Below are 18,623 nucleotides of genomic sequence, written 5' to 3'. Positions count from 1 at the left end.
TGGTGGGTTACGGCGCGGATGAAAAGTTGTGGGTTTTTCCGAAAAATTACGGCCGCGCCTAACCCACCCTACTGGACTACTGTACTGCTGTCCGTTCCCACCTCAGATTGCCAAGAAACCGGGTTTCTATCAGAGTGTTTCTGTCCTCACCGAATTGTTTCCTAGAAACCCGGTTTCTACTTCTCACCGATATCTCTCAGAAACCCATTGCTACCTCTCACAGGCAGGATGCCTGTGCTACACCGATCGCACCACCTTGACAAACGCCGTCCCCCGAACCGCTAGAATGGTATATCAGTCCTTGTCAGATCCCGAGCCACCTATGACCTTTTCCGCTGTCGTTCGGGCGTTGGGGCGATCGCCTCTGACGGCCGAGTTGCTGACCAAACTGAACAAACAGCAATCCCTGTACCTGAACGGCGTCCCCCGCCTCCCCAAAGGACTGGTCGCCTCGGCGTTGGCTCAGGAAGCCCGGTTGAGCCTGTTGGTGGTGACGGCAACCCTGGAAGAGGCCGGCCGCTGGGGAGCCCAGTTGGAGACGATGGGATGGCAGGCCGTCCACTTTTACCCCACCTCCGAGGCGTCCCCCTACGAACCCGCCTACTCCGAGGAGATGACCTGGGGAAAAATGCAGGTTTTGGCTGACCTGGTGGAACGCCGCGGGGGAGATGCCGCCCCCGTCGCGGTGGTGGCCACGGAGCGATCGCTGCAGCCCCATCTCCCCCCCGTGGAGCATTTCCGCCCCTACTGCCTCACCCTGACGCCGGGGTTGTCCTGGAACTCCAAAACCATCGACGAGAAATTCGCCCGGTTGGGATACGAACGGGTGGCCCTGGTGGAAACTGAGGGCCAGTGGAGTCGCCGGGGGGACATCGTGGATGTCTTCCCCGTGGCGTCGGAATTGCCCGTCCGCCTGGAGTGGTTCGGGGACGAACTCGAACGCCTGCGGGAATTCGATCCCGTCACCCAGCGATCGCTCGATCGCATCGAGAGCCTCACCCTCACCCCCACCAATTTCGACCCCATCATCGAGGCGAATTTAACCCTATCCGAAGAAACCTTAGAAACCCTCAAAAGCGATCGCATTTCCGACCAACTCACCCAGGCCGGCATTTCCCACCTATTAGGGTTAGCTTTTGAAAATCCCGCCTCCCTTTTGGATTATTTGCCGGAATTGACTTTAGTCGCTATCGACGAACCCGATCAATGTGCGGGACACGGCGATCGCTGGTTCGAGCACATCCACGAACAGTGGCAAAGTGGACAAAGCCGGTGGCCCCTGGGGGACGGACTCGACCTACACCTACCCCAACTCCACCGTCCATTCTCCGAGTCCTTGGCGGCCCTGGAACGCCGCTTCGATCGCCTTTACCTCAGCGAACTCGCCGACTACAAATCCCCCACCGTCCCGGCCGATTCTGCGTCGCTGAACCTTGCCAGCCGCCCCCTCCCCGTCACCCCCCACCAGTTCGGGAAACTGGCCGACCTGATCCGCGAAGAACGCAAACGCCAGTTCACCATTTTTCTGATATCCGCCCAACCCAGCCGCTCCGTCGCCCTATTATCAGAACACGACTGCCCCTCCAAATTCGTCCCCAACCCGCGAGATTACCCGGCGATCGAATCCCTGAGCCGCAACACCCCCGTCGCCCTCAAATACACCGGGCTCGCCGAACTCGAAGGCTTCGTCCTGCCGACATTCCGGTTGGCGATCGTCACCGATCACGAATTTTTCGGCCAACACGCCCTCGCCACCCCCAGCTACATCCGCAAACGTCGCCGCGCGGCATCCAAACAGGTCGATCCCAACAAGCTGCAACCGGGAGATTACGTCGTCCACCGGCAGCACGGCATCGGCAAATTTGTGAAACTCGAAAGCCTCACCATCAACCAAGAAACCCGGGATTATCTCGTTTTACAATACGCCGACGGCACCCTGCGAGTCGCCGCCGACCAGGTGGGTACGTTATCGCGATTTCGCAGTACCGGCGGCAAGGTTCCCCGCCTCAATAAATTAACTGGAAAAACCTGGGATAAAACAAGGGAAAGAGTCCGGAAATCTATTAAGAAATTGGCGGTGGATTTGCTGAAACTGTACGCCCAGCGATCGCAGCAGACCGGATTCAGCTACCCCCCCGATATGCCCTGGCAGCAGGAAATGGAAGATTCTTTTCCCTACAAACCCACGCCGGACCAGTTGAAGTGCACCCAGGATGTGAAACGGGACATGGAGAGCGATCGGCCGATGGATCGTCTCGTTTGTGGTGATGTGGGATTCGGGAAAACCGAAGTCGCAATCCGGGCAATTTTTAAAGCCGTCACCGCTGGAAAACAGGTGGCATTTCTCGCCCCGACGACCATCCTCACCCAGCAACATTACCACACCTTAAAAGAGCGCTTCGCCCCCTACCCCATCGAAATCGGACTCCTCAACCGCTTCCGTTCTGCGTCGGAACGGAAAGACATTCAACAACGACTGGCAACCGGGGAAATTGATATCATCGTCGGGACCCATTCTCTCCTCGGAAAAACTGTCCAATTCAAAAATTTGGGATTATTGGTCGTTGATGAAGAACAGCGTTTTGGAGTAAATCAAAAAGAGAAAATTAAGGCGTTAAAAACTCATTTAGATGTGTTAACATTGACTGCGACACCCATTCCCAGAACGCTATATATGGCACTTTCGGGAATTAGGGAAATGAGCTTAATTACGACTCCGCCACCCTCCCGCCGTCCCATCCAAACCCATTTATCTCCCTACAATCCCGAAACCATCCGCACGGCTATTCGTCAGGAGTTAGATCGGGGGGGGCAGGTGTTTTATGTGGTGCCCCGCATCGAGGGAATCGAGGAGAAATCGGCCCTAATTCGGGAGATGGTTCCGAGTGCGAGATTGGCGATCGCCCACGGACAGATGGACGCCGGAGAATTGGAGTCAATTATGCTGACATTCGGCGCCGGGGAAGCGGATATATTAGTTTGTACCACAATTATCGAATCGGGACTGGATATTCCGAGGGTGAATACGATTTTAATTGAAGATGCCCAAAAGTTCGGTTTAGCACAATTGTACCAACTGCGGGGCCGCGTCGGACGGGCGGGGGTACAGGCCCACGCATGGCTATTTTACCCCATCGGGGCGGACGGGAGGGCGGCTTTGACGGAGGATGCCAGAAAGCGGCTGCGGGCTCTGCAGGAGTTCACCCAGTTGGGTTCGGGTTATCAGTTGGCGATGCGGGATTTGGAAATTCGCGGGGCGGGTGATATCCTGGGGGCGCAGCAGTCGGGTCAGATGGAGGCGATCGGTTTCGATCTGTATACCGAAATGCTGGAAGAGGCGATCCGGGAGGTTCGCGGACAGGAGATTCCCCAGGTGGACGACACCCAAATCGACCTGCGGTTGACGGCGTTTATCCCTTCTGATTATATCCCCGATTTGGATCAGAAAATGAGCGCCTATCGATCGGTGGCGTCCTGTCACGATCGCGAAGAATTGAGTCGGATCGAGGAAGATTGGGGCGATCGCTACGGCCCAATTCCTACCCCCGCCAAGCAGTTAATTCGGGTGATGGAGTTGAAACAGATCGCCAAAAAGTTGGGCTTTTCTCGTATCAAACCGGAGGGCGATCGCGATATCGCTTTGGAGACGCCGATGGAGGAACCGGCATGGAAGTTATTGGAACAAAATTTACCGGAACATTTGCGATCGCGCTTCGTGTACGGCCGGGGTAAAGTGAGAGTGCGCGGCTTGGGTATTTCGACGGCGGCAAGACAGCTCGAATCTTTAATTGAATGGCTGGATACAATGCAGGGTGCCCTGGAGGAGGTTCAGGTTTAGCAGAAATGAGTTTGCTTAAATCGTCAGAAAGTGCTGTACAAAATCCTCGGGCGTGAAACAGGGAAAGTCGGCAATGGTTTGAATTAATTTTCGATTGGCCGAAACAAAACAGTCGGCTTGTCCGTACTTTGCCGTCAGGTAAATAAAAATATCTTCGGTTGGGATTAACTGATCGGTCAAAATTTGCTCTGCTTCTGCTTTTAAGTCCTCAGTTTCGGGGACAAACAAGCAGTTGAGGTTCTGCCAAATTTGATCGACGATTTTCGCCCCCCAGTCTTTATTCTGAATTCTCTTGCAGACTCGTAAAATTTGCTCGATCAGTTCTTGGGATATAATAACTTGAATGGAAGACCGTCGTTGAGCATCATAAAATCCCAATTTTCTGAGAATTGCTTCTTCATTGGAACGGGGATTTAATTGAGCCAGAATATAAACATTTGTATCTAAAAAGATTCGCTGCATTACCGCCGTTCTCGAAACATTTCTTGCTTGACATCTCGGATGAGTTCCAAAACTTGTTCGCGAGTTTCGATGCCCGCTTCTTTAAACCCGGCTTGCATTTCCGCCCTCACTCGGTCAAAATCAGCTTCTTCGTGCGGTTCTTTAAAAAGAATCACAACTTCAACCTCCCGCTCATCTTGCGGGAGGTCATCAATGGCTTTATTGAGAAACAATTCTCCGTTTTTTAGGGTCGCTTTTGTTTGGATTATTTTCATAGTTTTAACTGAATTAAAGTTAAATTATTTAAAGTGATTCTCTTTAAAATTTATGACTTTTGGGCTGAATCCCCTAGATCGTCGAGAAGACATTTATCATTCTATCATATTTTTGGAATAACTGCAAGGCGAAGCGAACGCAAAATAATTCATCAAGAAAATCAAAATTGGCTTCAATATTGCTACAATTTTTATATTGAATTGCGACCGTCGCCAATAATGGAAATTTAACAGTATCTTATTCGGATTATATACCCATGTCTAATTTGCCCAAAGAATACACCGTTAACTTGGAAGAAACCGGCGAATTAATGATTCCCGAACCGGTGCGACAACTCAAACTTTTCTATATTTGGTTCGATGGTTTTCTTTTTGACTGATATTATTCCCGTGGACGAACATATTGACTCACAACTGATTCAGGATATTTTCCGCGATCGCTTTTGCCATCAACGGCGGGACGGCATTGCCAATTTGATTGTACTGGCAGAGGTGCTTTCGTAATTGTGGCAATGTCACCTTGCGCGATCGCGGCATTCGGATGATTAAACTGAAATGTCTCGCCAGCCCAGCGATCGCTTTCGATCGCACCAACTATCTCGGCACCGGCCCACTGAAAACCCAAACTAAATCCACCCGCACCCGAAAATAGATCTAACACGGAATAACTCATCTTTTATTGTTATTTATGACGACTCTATATTTTATCAAAATATCAATCAAAATTCAATCTTTTTTACAATTGATTTCGTGTCCGTTGAATAAATGTCGAATATCAAATTCTCGTCCCCTTCCCTGTTCTTCGCTGATAAAATACTCTCCCCGATCGCTCATGGCTTGGGCGAGGGGTTCTAGATTCGTCCGAGAACAAAGGATTTGAATGGCTTCCAATATCGATGTTTTGCCACTGTTATTCGTACCGACCAGCAAATTCAATCGGCCCAATTTCTTTAATTCAAATGTGCGAAAGCAGCGAAAACCTTCGATTTTGACTGTTTCTAGCATAAGGTGTCACTCCAATCAGATGCGATCGCTCTCAAAAGCCGCCAAATCCTGATATGTCCTCAACCCTCAGAACCGGGCGTTTCATTTTCCGTCGCATCCGGCAAAGTGTCCCGCCGTGGTAAGATAATATGTTGGCTTGGTTAGACTGAAATATCCCACTTCTCGGCTGTAGGGGTGGGTTTTGCCATTCGGCGATCCGAATCTCCGTCTCCGGCATCTGTAGCGTCTACATCAATTTTTAACTTCAATTATGACTGATCCGATTCGCTTTCTCATGTGCTCCCCCGACCACTACGACGTGGACTATGTGATCAACCCGTGGATGGAGGGGAACATTCACAAATCCTCCTCCGATCGCGCCGTCGAACAGTGGCAGAAACTCTACCACGTTATCAAAGATCATGCGATCGTCGATCGCGTCGATCCCCAGAAAGGCTGGCCCGACATGGTTTTCACCGCCAACGCCGGACTGGTGTTGGATAAAACCGTGGTCCTGAGTCGCTTCTACCACAAGGAACGCCAGGGAGAAGAACCCCACTTCAAAGCCTGGTTTGAAAGCCAGGGGTTCACGGTTCACGAACTCCCCAAGGACCTGCCCTTTGAAGGCGCCGGGGATGCCCTATTAGATCGCGAAGGGCGCTATCTGTGGGCGGGATACGGCTTCCGTTCGGAACTCGACTCCCACCCCCTACTGGCGGAATGGCTGGATATCGAAGTGCTCTCCCTGCGGCTGATGGACGATCGCTTCTACCACCTCGACACCTGCTTCTGTCCCCTCACCGGCGGGTATTTGCTGTACTACCCCCCCGCCTTCGACTCCTACTCCAACCGCCTGATCGAAATGCGAATCCCCGAACACAAGCGGATCGCGATCGACGAACCGGATGCGGTCAATTTCGCTTGCAACGCCGTCAACATCAACCAGACGGTGATCATGAACAAAGCCAGCGACAACCTGAAAGCGCGGTTGTCCGAAGTCGGCTTCAACGTCATTGAGACGCCGCTGACGGAATTCCTGAAAGCGGGGGGGGCGGCAAAATGCCTCACCCTGCGGGTAACAGAACCCATCCTCGAAGATCGCCACGCCGCGACTCAACTCGAAAGCCGGACGGTTTGCCTGCAAGGCCACTTATTAGATGCGGGCCTGATCAATCGGGCCTTAGATTTGGTCGTCGAAGGCGGCGGCAGCTTCCAGGTACAGAATTTCAATTTGGGAGAACAACGCCAAAGCACCTCCTCGGCCCAAATTAGAATCTCGGCCCCCTCCCACGAGGTGATGGAAGAGATTATGAGTCAATTAATTGACATCGGGGCGGTATCCCTGGAAGAGGATGTCCAAGATGCCAAACTCGAACTCGTCCACCAGCACGGCGTCAGCCCCGACGATTTCTATGTCACCACCATCTATCCCACCCAAGTGCGGATCGGTGGCGAGTGGGTGAGGGTCCAGAACCAGCGCATGGACGCCGCGATCGCCGTTACCGAGGGACCCGACGGCCCGATCGCCCGCTGCAAGTTGCTGCGAGATCTGGAAGTGGGCGAAAAAGTGGTCGTGGATGTCTTCGGCATCCGTACCGTCCGCAAAACCGAGTCCCGCGAACAGCGCAACAGCCAGGAATTCAGCTTCATGTCGGCGGGGGTTTCCAGCGAACGCCGGGTTGAGTTGATCGTGGAACAGGTGGCCTGGGAAATGCGCCGCATCCGCGATCGGGGTGGTAAAGTTGTGGTAACGGCCGGCCCGGTGGTGATCCATACCGGCGGTTCCCAACACCTCGGACACCTGATCCGCGAGGGCTACATCCAAGCCCTGTTGGGGGGAAATGCGATCGCCGTCCACGATATCGAACAGTCGGTAATGGGCACCTCCCTCGGCGTGGACATGAAACAGGGCGTCGCCGTCAAGGGCGGACACCGCCACCATTTGAAGGTGATCAACGCCATCCGTCGCTGCGGCAGTATCGCCAATGCGGTAGAACAGGGAATCATCACCAGCGGCATCATGTACGAGTGCGTCCGCAATGATGTCCCCTTCTCCCTGGCGGGATCGATCCGGGATGACGGCCCCCTGCCGGACACCGAAATGGACCTGATCAAAGCCCAACAGCACTACAGCGAGTTGATTGCGGGTGCAGATATGATCCTGATGCTGTCCACCATGCTGCATTCCATCGGCGTGGGCAACATGACGCCATCGGGGGTGAAAATGGTCTGCGTGGACATCAACCCCGCCGTGGTGACGAAACTGAGCGATCGCGGTTCGGTGGAGTCCACCGGCGTGGTGACGGACGTGGGGCTGTTCCTCAGCTTGTTGGTGAAACAACTCGACAAGTTGACCAGCCGCTACGAAGCGACCACGACCGCATAAACTCAGTGCAGGGTGCGTTCCCAATCACCCATCATCGCTCAAATCGGGAGGTGAGAGTCGGGAACGCACCCTACAATTGACAAATGTAATCGGAAACGGCTTGTCAATTCCTCTCTGTGTCCTCTGTGTCTCTGTGGTTCTTTTTAAAAGGAGGTTCTTCAGCAAAACCGAGAACCCCAATCCCTCATTTCAACCCCAAATCCACCGCGATCCGATGAGCGCAGGCGAACCCCGAAAACGCCACCGCATTGAGTCCCTGTCCCGGAAACGTGCTGTCTCCGACGCAGTACAAACCCGGAATCGCCGTCCGGTTGAAGGGCATTCCCAACAGTCCCCGCAACTGCCGCCGGGGAATCGGTCCGTAGGTGCCATCTTCCCGGTTGAGAAAGCGGCGGTGCGATCGCGCCGTGCCCACTTCCATATAGTCCAAACCCGCATCTAAACCGGGGAAAATCGTTTCCAGGCGATCGATAATTCGACCAGCCGCCTCTTCTTTCTTTTCCTCATATTCCGATGCCGAAAGATTTTTCCAGTCGTCGATCCAACTGGGGGTAAAGGTGTGGATGATGTGGTATCCTTCCGGCGCTAAATCCGGGTCGAGGAGGGTGGGAATTGACACGAAAATTGTCCCCTCCGGTTCCTCCATTTTCTCCCAATCTTCTAAAACGATGTGGTGGCATTCCGTTCCCGGCGGCAGTACGGACGCCTCCACCCCCAAATGCAGGCTCAAAAAACTGGGGGATTTCTGATAGCGTTTCCGCCATTTCTTCTCCGAGGTTGGCATCATCTCGGCCGGGAGGAGTTTCCCGAAGGTGTCCCAGTGGGTGGCGTTGGAGACGACGCGGCGGGCCTTGTAAACGCTGCCGTCGGTCAGTTCCACCCCCACGGCCCGACCATTTTCGATGACAATCCGTTTGACTCGTGCCTTGTATCGGATCGTGCCCCCGGCTTTTTCCAAGCCGTCCGCCAGTTTTTGGGCGATCTGCCCCACGCCACCCTTCGGGTAGTTGATGCCGCCATAGTGGCGGTCGGAAAACACCATCCCGGCGTTGATCATCGGGGTCAGGTCGGCGGGGACGACGGACCAACAGTAGCACTCGATATCGATGAATTTGAGAAGATCCGGGTCGCTGATGTGGCGTTTGGCGACTTCCCCGACGTTTTGGGGGAGATACTGCACTAACCCCAAACAGGCGCCGGGGTTCTGGAAGAAAACCCGCATCAAATAGCGCGGTTCCTCCAATGAGAGGAGTTCCATCGCGTTGAGACAGTTGAAGACTTGCCAACATTCGTCATAAAACTTACGAATTCCGCCCCGCTCGTGGGGAAATTTTTCGCCCAGTTCTTGCAAAAATTTCTCATAATCTCGGTGGACCCTCACCTCCAGCCCCCCGGGCAGGTGGTAGTGAATCTGCACCGGGTCGGGAATCGTCTCCAACTCGACGTTCACGGCATCCAGGGCGCGGGTGAGCAGGTTGGTGGTGCCTTTGTCACCGAACCCGAAAATCATCGAGGCCCCGACGTCGAATCGGTATCCCTCGCGATCGAAGTAGCCCGAACTACCGCCGGGGATGATGTAGCTTTCGAGCACCAGCACGGCGGCGCCTTTGGCCGCGAGTTGCGTGGCCGTGACCAATCCCCCGATACCGGAACCGATGACGATCGCATCAAAATCTCGGGTCGGCAGGGGCTCGTCGGCGAAGGACTCGGATGGGGTAGAAACAGGCATCGGATCGACTCTCTTCGGTGAATTTCCTGACTTTACAGTTTAACGCTTCCCCAGGTTCCCATGAAGTTCAGAGGCGACAGTTCGATCGCGACCGAGGTGCGATCGCCCCCCCCATAAGAAATGCGGGAACGGTTTCGTTACGAACAACCGCCCCCGTCTGCCGATCCTTTGAGAGGAGAACACTGATAATCACTATAGTGTTGTTAAAAATAATTGTCAATTACTTCGCAACATTTCTTAAAACTCTGCCGGGGGAGGTGGGGGGGTATGATATTTAGGGTGTGGGGTGTAGGGTGTAGGGTGTGGGGGAAGCGGAGGGAGCGGAGGGAGCGGAGGAAGAAATTGCCTCCCCTGCCTCCTCTGCCTCCTCTGCCCCCCTGCCTCCCCTGCTCCCGACTCCCGATTCCCGACTCCCGATTTTTACTGATTTTGCGACGATTTCGATGACCTTGCAACTGCGCGTTTACGTTCCCCCCCATCCCCTGATCAAGCACTGGCTGGCGATCGCCCGCGATGTCTCCACGCCGCCGGCCCTGTTCCGGAGCGCCATGACCGAACTGGGGCGGTGGCTGACTTACGAGGCGACGCGGGAATGGTTTTCCACGGTGGATGCCACGGTGCAGACGCCCCTGACCGAATGTCCGGCAACCTATATTAACCCGGAAGTGCCGATGGTGGTGGTGCCGATCCTGCGGGCGGGGTTGGCCCTGATGGAGGGGATTCAGAGCGTGGTGCCCCTGGCGTCGGTGTACCACCTGGGGATGGTGCGGGACGAGGAAACCCTGGAAGTCAGTTGTTATCTCAACAAACTGCCGGAGACGTTCGACCCCCAAACGCGACTGATTATCAGCGAACCGATGCTGGCGACCGGGGGGACGATCGCGGCGACGATGAAAGAATTGACCCAGCGGGGGATCGATGTCGGCCTGATGCGGATCGTCTCCGTGGTGGCCGCACCCCAAGCGTTGCAGATCCTCAGCGAGACGTATCCCAGCCTGCGGATTTACACGGCGATCATCGACGAGGGCCTCAACGACAGGGGGTTTATCGTGCCGGGGTTGGGGGATGCGGGCGATCGCACGTTCGGCACTTGAAGGCGGGAGTCGGGAGTTGGGAGTCGGGAGTCGGGGGGAGGGAATAAGGTGGGAGTCGGGAGTTGGGAGTCGGGAGTCGGGGGGAGGGGATGGGGAATCGGTAATAGGTAATAGGTAATGGGTAATAGGTGATAGGCAATGAGCAATCGAGAAGGATTTACGAGTGGATTGATCCTGGGGGCGACCCTGGGGGGTCTGGTGGGTGGTGTGTTGGGGGTCGTCCTGTCTTCCCGACAGTCCGGGTCGGGGGAGGGTTCCGGCGAACCGCTCTTGGAGGGTAAGCGGAACCGCAATAAAGAGGATAAGCTGACGCCGGAGAATGTGGAGACGGCCCGGTTGAACCTGGAAGATAAAATCGCCCAACTCAATCAGGCGATCGACGATGTACGTCTGCAACTGGGGGGGATGAACGGCACGATCGCGGCGGAACCCCAGGAGTCCTCACCACAGGAAGAGTCCTGATGCCGGGACATCTCGGCAAAATGTGATACACTGTTGGGAGAATTTTATAAACTAGCAACCAGAATCCGTAATACCTATGAGTTCAACAATGGGGCCACTAGCCTTACTGGCAAACACACTTGCAACATTCTTTCAAATTTATATGGTTCTAATTTTCATTAGAATCCTCCTGAGCTGGTTTCCCAACGTCAATATGTACGAGGGGCCGCTGTCGGTTATCCCCCAATTGACAGACCCCTATCTGAATGTTTTCCGCTCTTTCATTCCTCCCTTGGGCGGTATCGACTTTTCTCCAATTATCGCGATTTTCCTGCTTCAGTTTATCGCCGGAATTATTCCCGCCTTAATTTACAGTCTGGCTTAAAACAATTGGGAAAAGTGGCGCGATCGCACCTTTGGCGAAAGCGAAGAAAATCCGGGGCTTGAAGCCCCTTTTTTTATTTTATACGTTGTTGCGCTTCAGCGCTTTGGGGGGCTCCCATCCCAACAACGGGTTTTAATCTAATAGTGCACCGAGTACAATTCCGAAGAATGCGACAACTCCTAAAAAGGCGAGAATGACGGCGACGGAGAGGGCTTGGGAGGTTCTCGGGGTGTAGAGGTAGTCATCGCGGCGAATTCGTTTGAGTTCCCGGCGGTGGTCGAGGGAGGCGGCGAGTAATGCGATGGTTCCTAAAGCGATGAAAGCCAGACCGAGAAAGCGGGACAGCAGCAGGGGTTCGATGTGATTGTCGCCCGTTCCGGCATCGAGGACGGTGACGACGCGATCGATTCCGAAGCCGAATCCGATCAGGGCCAGACAGGTGCGAATCCAGGCCATCAACGTGCGTTCGGCGGCGGCGCGGTTGCGTTCTTTTGCCAGTTCGTTGTTGAGGTTTGTGGGTCTCGGCGGCGGCTCAAATTCGGTCATCGGATAGATGTTTGGTGGGGGGATACTGTGGATATCATGTAGGAATAAAAAATCAAATATCGGCGTAAATTTTACATTTAAGATCGGATAATAACGGTGATTTATAACCCGGATGAATTCGGTTTTGGGTCGATTTATGCTATCTTAAAATGATAGCTGAAAATTGCCTCAATTTTTGAATCTATCTCCGAAACAAACTGAGTATTCTCACTTATCCAGTTCTTCCGCAACTGAAAGCCGTCCGAAAAGGCGGGCCGGGGAGGATTTCGGCTGGGGCATCTCGTCCGATATCCGAAAAATTGGGAATCCGAGAGCGCCATCCGGCCGACTGAGAGAAAATATGAGTTAGATACGATCCGAAGTATTGATCGATCCTGAGAAGCATCAACTCTGGGAACGAAACGTGCCACCGGCGATTGGTGCGATCCGAGGCCAACACAGGAGATTTGCGAATGACCATCACCCACGACCCCCAAAAGAAAATGAATCCTTTGACGGGATTGACAGCCGCCGAGGTGGAAGTGAGTCGCCAGACCCACGGCGACAACATCCTCACCCCCCCAGAACGCGATCCGGCTTGGCGGCAATTTTTAGAAAAATTTGACGATCCGGTGATCCGGATTTTGATCGTGGCGGCGGTGGTCGCCATCGGTCTGGGAACCGTCGAGGGGGATTATATCGAAGGTTTCGGGATCGTGGCGGCGATCGCCCTGGCCACGACCGTGGCGTTTTTGAACGAATATAAAGCGAACCAGGAATTCGACATCCTCAACCGCATGAACGACGAAGTACCCATCAAGGTGATGCGGGAGGAGAGTTTCACCACCGTGCCCAAAAAAGATCTGGTGGTGGGGGATATCGTCCTGATCGAACTCGGGGACGAAATTCCGGCGGACTGTCGGGTTTTGGAGGCGGTGTCCCTGCGGGTGAACGAGGCGAACCTGACGGGGGAGGCGGAGGCGGTGGAAAAAGTCGCCGTCGGGAAGGGGGAGGAAACGGAAGATGCGGCCTACCCCCCCGATCGCGTCTTGCGGGGGACGGTGGTGACGGACGGACACGGAACCCTGGAAGTGACGGCGGTGGGCGATCGCACGGAAATCGGGCAGACGGCGCGATCGGTGTCCGAGATGACGGAGGTGGAAACCCCCCTGAATCAACAACTCGATCGCCTCAGCCGGCTGATCGGGGTGTTGGGACTGGCGATCGCGGTTTTGATCGACATCGCCTTGGTGCTGCGGGGGGCGATAACCGGACAACTCCCCCTGAGTGCCGGACAGTGGTACATCGTCGGCTTCCTGGCGGTCAGTTTGTTAATCACCCTGACCCGGGTTTGGCTTCCCATCGTCTACGACGGCTTGGAACTGGCAGGGAGGGACGCGGAACCCCCGGAATGGCTGGACAATAACGGCGCGATCGCATGGCTCAAATCCGCCCTCCTAGGCCTGTTAGCCTTCGGGTCGGGTGTCGGACTGGGATACGGGCTCGGCTGGATTCCCGCCAATCCGGGGGACTGGATTCCGGCGCAGGTGGCAGGGGAGTTCCTCACCTACTTCATGATCGCCGTGGCCGTGATCGTGGTGGCCGTCCCGGAAGGACTCGCCCTCAGCGTCACCCTCAGCTTGGCCTACAGCATGAGGAAGATGGCGAAACAAAATAACCTGGTGCGGCGGATGCACGCCTGCGAAACCATCGGCGCCGCAACGGTGATCTGTTCCGACAAAACCGGGACGCTGACGTTGAATCAGATGCGGGTGCGGGAGGTGAACTGCCCCTGTCTGGCCTCCGATCGCCCCGGGGATTTGATCGTCGAAGCGATGGCGGCCAACAGCACGGCCCATTTGGAGCGGCACCCGGGGGAACTTCCGAAGGCGATCGGGAATCCCACGGAGGCGGCCCTGTTGCTGTGGTTGGAAGACCAGCAGATCGACTATATCGAGAAGCGGGAGCGTTTCGTCGTCAGCCACCAACTGGCCTTTACCCCCGATCGCAAATACATGACCACCCTGGGGAGGTCGCCAGGTTGCGATCGCGACATCCTGCACGTCAAGGGCGCCCCGGAAATTTTGCTCTCCCACTGCTATTCCTATTTGAAAGAGGGACAAATTACCCCCCTCGACCCCTCCACCCTGCGATTTATCGCCCAGGAGTTGAAAAACTGCGACGCCGAGGGAATGCGAACCTTGGGGTTTGCCTACGTCCCCGAACCGACCCCCGAGAGCCACACCCTGAAATTGGAAGAACACGAAGATCTCGTCTGGCTGGGTTTTGTGTCCATTGCCGATCCGGTGCGTCCGGAAGTCCCCGAGGCGGTGCGGCAGTGCCAGCGGGCCGGGATCGACATCAAGATGATCACCGGGGACAGTTTGCTGACGGCGGCGCAGATTGCCAGTCAGATCGGCATTATCGACGAAAATGATACCCGGGAGGCTTACATCACCGGCGCCCAACTGCGGAAACTCTCCGACGCCGAGGCCACCGTCGCCCTGAAAAAAGCCCGGGTCATCGGCCGGGCTCGCCCCCAGGACAAGCAGCGGATCGTGCAACTGTTGCAGGCCCAGGGGGAGGTGGTGGCCGTGACGGGGGACGGGACCAACGACGCGGCGGCCCTCAACCAGGCCCAGGTGGGGCTGGCGATGGGGAGCGGGACTTTTGTGGCGAAGGAAGCCAGCGATATTATTTTGTTGGATGACTCCTTCCGCAGCGTTAAACAGGCGGTGTTGTGGGGGCGATCGCTCTATCAGAACATCCAAAAGTTTATCTTGTTTCAACTGACAATTAATGTGGCGGCCTGCGCGATCGCTTTGTTGGGTCCGTTCATCGGCATCAATTTGCCCTTCACGGTGACGCAGTTGTTGTGGGTGAATTTGATCATGGATACGTTTGCGGCGCTGGCTTTGGCGACGGAACCTCCCAACGAACAGGTGATGGAAGTGCCGCCCCGCGATCCGAAAGCGTTCATTATTTCCAAGGAAATGGCGACGGGTATCTTTACCGTCGCGCCTCTGTTTTTGGTTATTTTGGTCGGTTTTCTGTTCTATATTCAACGGGATGGTTTGGTTACGCCCTACGAATTGTCTTTGTTTTTTACCAGTTTCGTGATGTTGCAATTCTGGAATTTGTTCAACGCCAAGTGTTTTGGGGGGACGGATTCGGCCCTGTCTCAGTTGTTCAAAAATCCTAGCTTTGTGGCGATCGCCGGGGCGATTTTGGTCGGCCAAATTCTGATTGTCGAGTTCGGCGGCTCCATTTTCCGCACCGTTCCCCTGTCTTTGACGGATTGGCTGGTGATTATCGGCGCCACCTCCCCGGTGTTGTGGATCGGCGAGATCTGGCGGGGGGTACGGCGGTGGCCGAGGGGCTAAAGCCCAACAACGACAATTTGTTGTTGCGCTGGGGCGCTTCTGAGGTGGCTTAAGCGCAACAACGGGATGGGATTTGACCGCGCACCGCGCTATATAGGCCGGCGGGTTCTTTCCCGGGACTCGGATCGGCGATCGAGATCACCTCGATTCGGTGTATTTTGTCTCCGATGGATCTGCATATTCTCACTCAAAATCGCCCCCAATCTCACCCAAGTTCATCCGAAAAATCACTGAATTTTTCATTCACTCCTGAGATGATTTATACACTGAAAGATGTGACCGCACCTCATCCAGGAGGGAAATATGATCGTGATGACTACATCCACAAAAACCTATATCGGGCCGGATGGAACCTTGGAAGAACTTCCGTTGTCCGCTAAATTTGGGGAGATTGAACTGGGGTTGATTTATCGACTCGCCGAAGCGAAGGGATGGGAACCGGAGCCCCTGGAAAGTCGGGTCGATCGCGCCCTGTCGATGGCGGACAGGCACCAGACCGACCCGAAGGCCCGACGCCTGATCGATTTGGCCCGCCGGGGTCAGATCGATCGCCTCGACGGGGTGGAGTGCTGGACGACTCAAATCGACGAAACCCGGGCGGCGGGGATCTGTCTGGACCCCATCGCCGGGACGTTGGAGGTGATGGTGATTGATGTGGAGTGGTTTACTCCCATTCATCGGGAACGGGTGACGACGTTATCGCGACTGTGCGAACTCGTCTGTTCGGATTGTTCCGACTCGGAATTGGGGTCGAGATCTTGACCGTTTCGATTGAGTTTTTTTGATATCTTTTCTGAGCCTCGGGGCTGAAAACTCACATTTTCTCAATTTCCGACATTTTTACACAGGTTGCGATCGCTCCCTTCAACTTCAACATTCGTCCGCAGGTAATCCCGCACCCAGTCGCAGGCATATTCGAGCTTGTTTAGCGTTTCAATTTTTTCTAAATCCCATAAAATCATCTTCTGATTGTGGGCGCCGGCAACTAAAGAGCGACCGTCGGCGGTAAATGTGACACTGGTCACGATGGCTTCATGTCCGGGCAATACGTTCAGGAACTCGCCGTCTAGATCCCACAATTTCACCGTATTATCCAGGCCGGCCGTCGCGATAATTTGACCGTCCGGGCTGAAGGCGACTCGCGTCAATCCCTTACTCCGAGCTGTGACGGTCTTGATGAAAGTGGCATCGCCACCATCTAATTTCCAGAAGGTCAAAGTATCGTCCCGACTCGCAGAAACCATCAAATTTCCTCGGGGATGAAAAGCCAAGCCCCAGATCGCCCCCCCTCCACGGTCGAGCTCGGCAACGGGCTTACCGTCGGGTTGCCACAATTTCACCGTCCCATCTTCGCTGGCGGAAGCGAGAATTTGACCGTCGGGGCTGAAGGCCAATTTCCAAATCCGCCCGTCGTGGGCCGAAAAACTGTGCAGCAATTCGCCATCCATACTCCACAATTTAATCGTTTTGTCATCTCCGCCAGAAGCAAAAATTTGGCCGTCGGGGCTGACGGCGATCGCAAAAACTGCAGCCTGATGTTCGGTCAATATTTTGAGGGGTCGGGGTCGGACTTTCGCCAGATCGCCCAAATCCCAAATTTCGACCGTGGGTTTATTCGTACCGACGATCGCGGTGGGTTCGTGGGGGGCAAAAGCGACGGAGCGAACCCGCCGCCGTGCACTGTCGATCGCCTGCAAAAACGTCCCGTCGCTCCCCCACAGTCGGAGGTGCGGATCGCCGGCGCTGGCGATCAACTGACCGTCGGGACTCACGGCGATATCCCAAACCGTATCCTCGTGGCCGTAAAGTGGCCTCGAAAACGCTTTGTTGCTTCGCCAAAGTTTGACGGTGCCATCTTCGCTGGCCGAAGCCACCATCAATCCGTCGGCACTCAAGACGACATCCGGAACCAGATGTTTTTTTAAAATCTGGAGTAACGTTCCGTCGGATTGCCAAATGTGGATGACATTATCTTGACCGCCGGTGGCAATATATTGGCCATTTTCGCTGCAATCGACGCCGCTCATGGCTTCTTGTCCCCGAAAAGTTCTGAGCAAAGTTCCATCTAATCGCCACAGTTTCGCCGTCCGATCCGAACTGGCCGACACCAGTAAATTGGTTTTCTGGCAAAACGCGACATCCCAAACCGGCGCTTCATGTCCGGCCAGGGTTTTCAACAGTTGGCCGTCGAGGCTCCAGAGTTTGACGGCGTTATCGACCCCGGCGGAGGCGACGATTTGACCGGTGGCATCGAAGGCGACATTCCAAACGGCCCGTTCGTGTCCTTTTAAAGTGGTTAATAACCGACCATCTTTTCGCCATAACTTGGCGGTGCGATCGCTGCTGGCCGACGCGATCGTTTGGCCGTCGGGACTGAATGCCACTCCCCAAACGGCGGCGTCGTGGGCGGGGATATTTTGCAACAGTTTGCCATCGGTACTCCACAGTTTGACCGTGCCATCCAAACTCCCGGAAACTAAAGACTTTCCATCCGGACTGAAAGTGACCCGAAAAACCGTCGCCGAATGGGGTAGAGTTTCGAGCAATTGGCCGTCAGACCGCCAAATTTTGACGGTTCGATCTTGGCTGGCGGTGGCGATCGACTTTCCATCCGGGCTGATATCGACACCCAAAACGCTACCTTGATGGCCGATCAATTGATTGAACTCGTTGCTTCCATAAATCGCCCGTGTCAGTGCAATTTCCACCTGTTCTTCGATGTTGCGATCGACTCCGCCCAAATCGTTGACCCGGCGTCGGGCTTTGATGGCATCTAACATCGCCTTTAACTGATTGTCGGAGGCCAATAAACCTTGAGAAGAAGAAGCGAGGGCGATAATTTCGCTGATTCTCGCCCGTCGGTATTGCCGGCGGGCAAATAGGCTCATCCCCAAAGCCGCGACAAAGCCGACGGCGAGGACGGCCAAAAGTAACCGCTGCAATTTGGCGACTTTTCGTTCTTGTCGCAGTCGGGCTTCAATTTCTCGGGCGCGTTCGACTTCCACCACTTTTTGTAGCTCTTTTCTGTCCAGTTCCACCGAAGTCGCCAAAAACTGATAGTCCAAATCGCTCAAACTTTTTCCGATCGCCCAAATTTGTGCATCTTTTAAAGCCCGCCCCCGCAACAGCCGCGATTCGTCCG

15 protein-coding genes are annotated in these 18,623 nt (G+C 54.8%); 8 read left to right on the top strand and 7 right to left on the bottom strand.

What is annotated here, in order from left to right:
- Positions 1-322 precede the first annotated feature (322 nt).
- Entirely contained in the window at positions 323-3,838 is a 3,516-nt protein-coding gene (gene mfd / locus LKE08_RS04530; RefSeq protein ID WP_324703003.1) for a transcription-repair coupling factor, read from the top strand.
- Between the two features lie 15 nt (positions 3,839-3,853).
- Here mfd and LKE08_RS04525 read toward each other — a convergent pair whose 3' ends face one another.
- A complete protein-coding gene (locus LKE08_RS04525; protein WP_324703002.1) occupies positions 3,854-4,300 on the bottom strand; it encodes a PIN domain-containing protein in 447 nt (148 codons plus the stop codon).
- Entirely contained in the window at positions 4,300-4,554 is a 255-nt protein-coding gene (locus tag LKE08_RS04520) for a hypothetical protein (RefSeq protein ID WP_324703001.1), read from the bottom strand. The genes LKE08_RS04525 and LKE08_RS04520 overlap by 1 nt, the downstream gene beginning before the upstream one ends.
- A 257-nt stretch (positions 4,555-4,811) precedes the next feature.
- Here LKE08_RS04520 and LKE08_RS04515 point away from each other — a divergent pair, with 257 nt between their 5' ends.
- Positions 4,812-4,934, top strand: coding sequence for a hypothetical protein (locus tag LKE08_RS04515; protein WP_324703000.1), 123 nt, complete (start codon positions 4,812-4,814; stop codon positions 4,932-4,934).
- Between the two features lie 2 nt (positions 4,935-4,936).
- Here the strand turns inward: LKE08_RS04515 and LKE08_RS04510 are convergent, their stop codons facing one another.
- Positions 4,937-5,227: a DNA cytosine methyltransferase gene (locus tag LKE08_RS04510; protein ID WP_324702999.1), complete on the bottom strand. Its 291-nt coding sequence runs from the start codon at positions 5,225-5,227 to the stop codon at positions 4,937-4,939.
- A 53-nt stretch (positions 5,228-5,280) separates the two neighbouring features.
- Positions 5,281-5,559: an AAA family ATPase gene (locus LKE08_RS04505; protein ID WP_324702998.1), complete on the bottom strand. Its 279-nt coding sequence runs from the start codon at positions 5,557-5,559 to the stop codon at positions 5,281-5,283.
- 250 nt (positions 5,560-5,809) lie between these two features.
- On the opposite strand from LKE08_RS04505, the gene LKE08_RS04500 reads away from it, so the two are divergent.
- Positions 5,810-7,924 carry a TIGR00300 family protein gene (locus tag LKE08_RS04500; protein WP_324702997.1) on the top strand — a complete coding sequence of 705 codons (2,115 nt, stop codon included), beginning with the start codon at positions 5,810-5,812 and terminating at the stop codon, positions 7,922-7,924.
- A 184-nt stretch (positions 7,925-8,108) separates the two neighbouring features.
- On the opposite strand, the gene crtH is transcribed toward LKE08_RS04500, so the two are convergent.
- The gene (gene crtH / locus LKE08_RS04495) at positions 8,109-9,653 is read right to left on the bottom strand and encodes a carotenoid isomerase (RefSeq protein ID WP_324702996.1); all 1,545 of its coding nucleotides are present in this window, start codon (positions 9,651-9,653) and stop codon (positions 8,109-8,111) included.
- Positions 9,654-10,096: 443 nt separating this feature from the next.
- On the opposite strand from crtH, the gene upp reads away from it, so the two are divergent.
- From upp to LKE08_RS04480, 3 genes are all read left to right on the top strand, one after another.
- Positions 10,097-10,747, top strand: coding sequence for a uracil phosphoribosyltransferase (gene upp / locus LKE08_RS04490; RefSeq protein ID WP_324702995.1), 651 nt, complete (start codon positions 10,097-10,099; stop codon positions 10,745-10,747).
- Positions 10,748-10,885: 138 nt separating this feature from the next.
- Positions 10,886-11,209, top strand: coding sequence for a hypothetical protein (locus LKE08_RS04485; protein ID WP_324702994.1), 324 nt, complete (start codon positions 10,886-10,888; stop codon positions 11,207-11,209).
- Positions 11,210-11,285: 76 nt separating this feature from the next.
- The gene (locus LKE08_RS04480) at positions 11,286-11,573 is read left to right on the top strand and encodes a YggT family protein (RefSeq protein ID WP_324702993.1); all 288 of its coding nucleotides are present in this window, start codon (positions 11,286-11,288) and stop codon (positions 11,571-11,573) included.
- A gap of 132 nt (positions 11,574-11,705) precedes the next feature.
- Here LKE08_RS04480 and LKE08_RS04475 read toward each other — a convergent pair whose 3' ends face one another.
- A complete protein-coding gene (locus LKE08_RS04475; protein ID WP_324702992.1) occupies positions 11,706-12,119 on the bottom strand; it encodes a DUF202 domain-containing protein in 414 nt (137 codons plus the stop codon).
- 452 nt (positions 12,120-12,571) lie between these two features.
- On the opposite strand from LKE08_RS04475, the gene LKE08_RS04470 reads away from it, so the two are divergent.
- A complete protein-coding gene (locus LKE08_RS04470) occupies positions 12,572-15,481 on the top strand; it encodes a calcium-translocating P-type ATPase, PMCA-type (protein WP_324702991.1) in 2,910 nt (969 codons plus the stop codon).
- 312 nt (positions 15,482-15,793) lie between these two features.
- Positions 15,794-16,243 carry a hypothetical protein gene (locus LKE08_RS04465; protein ID WP_324702990.1) on the top strand — a complete coding sequence of 150 codons (450 nt, stop codon included), beginning with the start codon at positions 15,794-15,796 and terminating at the stop codon, positions 16,241-16,243.
- Between the two features lie 62 nt (positions 16,244-16,305).
- Here the strand turns inward: LKE08_RS04465 and LKE08_RS04460 are convergent.
- Positions 16,306-18,623 (bottom strand): WD40 repeat domain-containing protein (locus LKE08_RS04460; RefSeq protein WP_324702989.1); only part of this gene is annotated, 2,318 nt, incomplete at its 5' end.

Source organism: Lyngbya sp. CCY1209 (genome assembly GCF_035615495.1).
Lineage (GTDB): Bacteria > Cyanobacteriota > Cyanobacteriia > Cyanobacteriales > Microcoleaceae > Limnospira.
The sequence above is the reverse complement of the archived record's forward strand: the minus strand, read 5'-3'. Positions and strand labels throughout refer to the sequence as shown.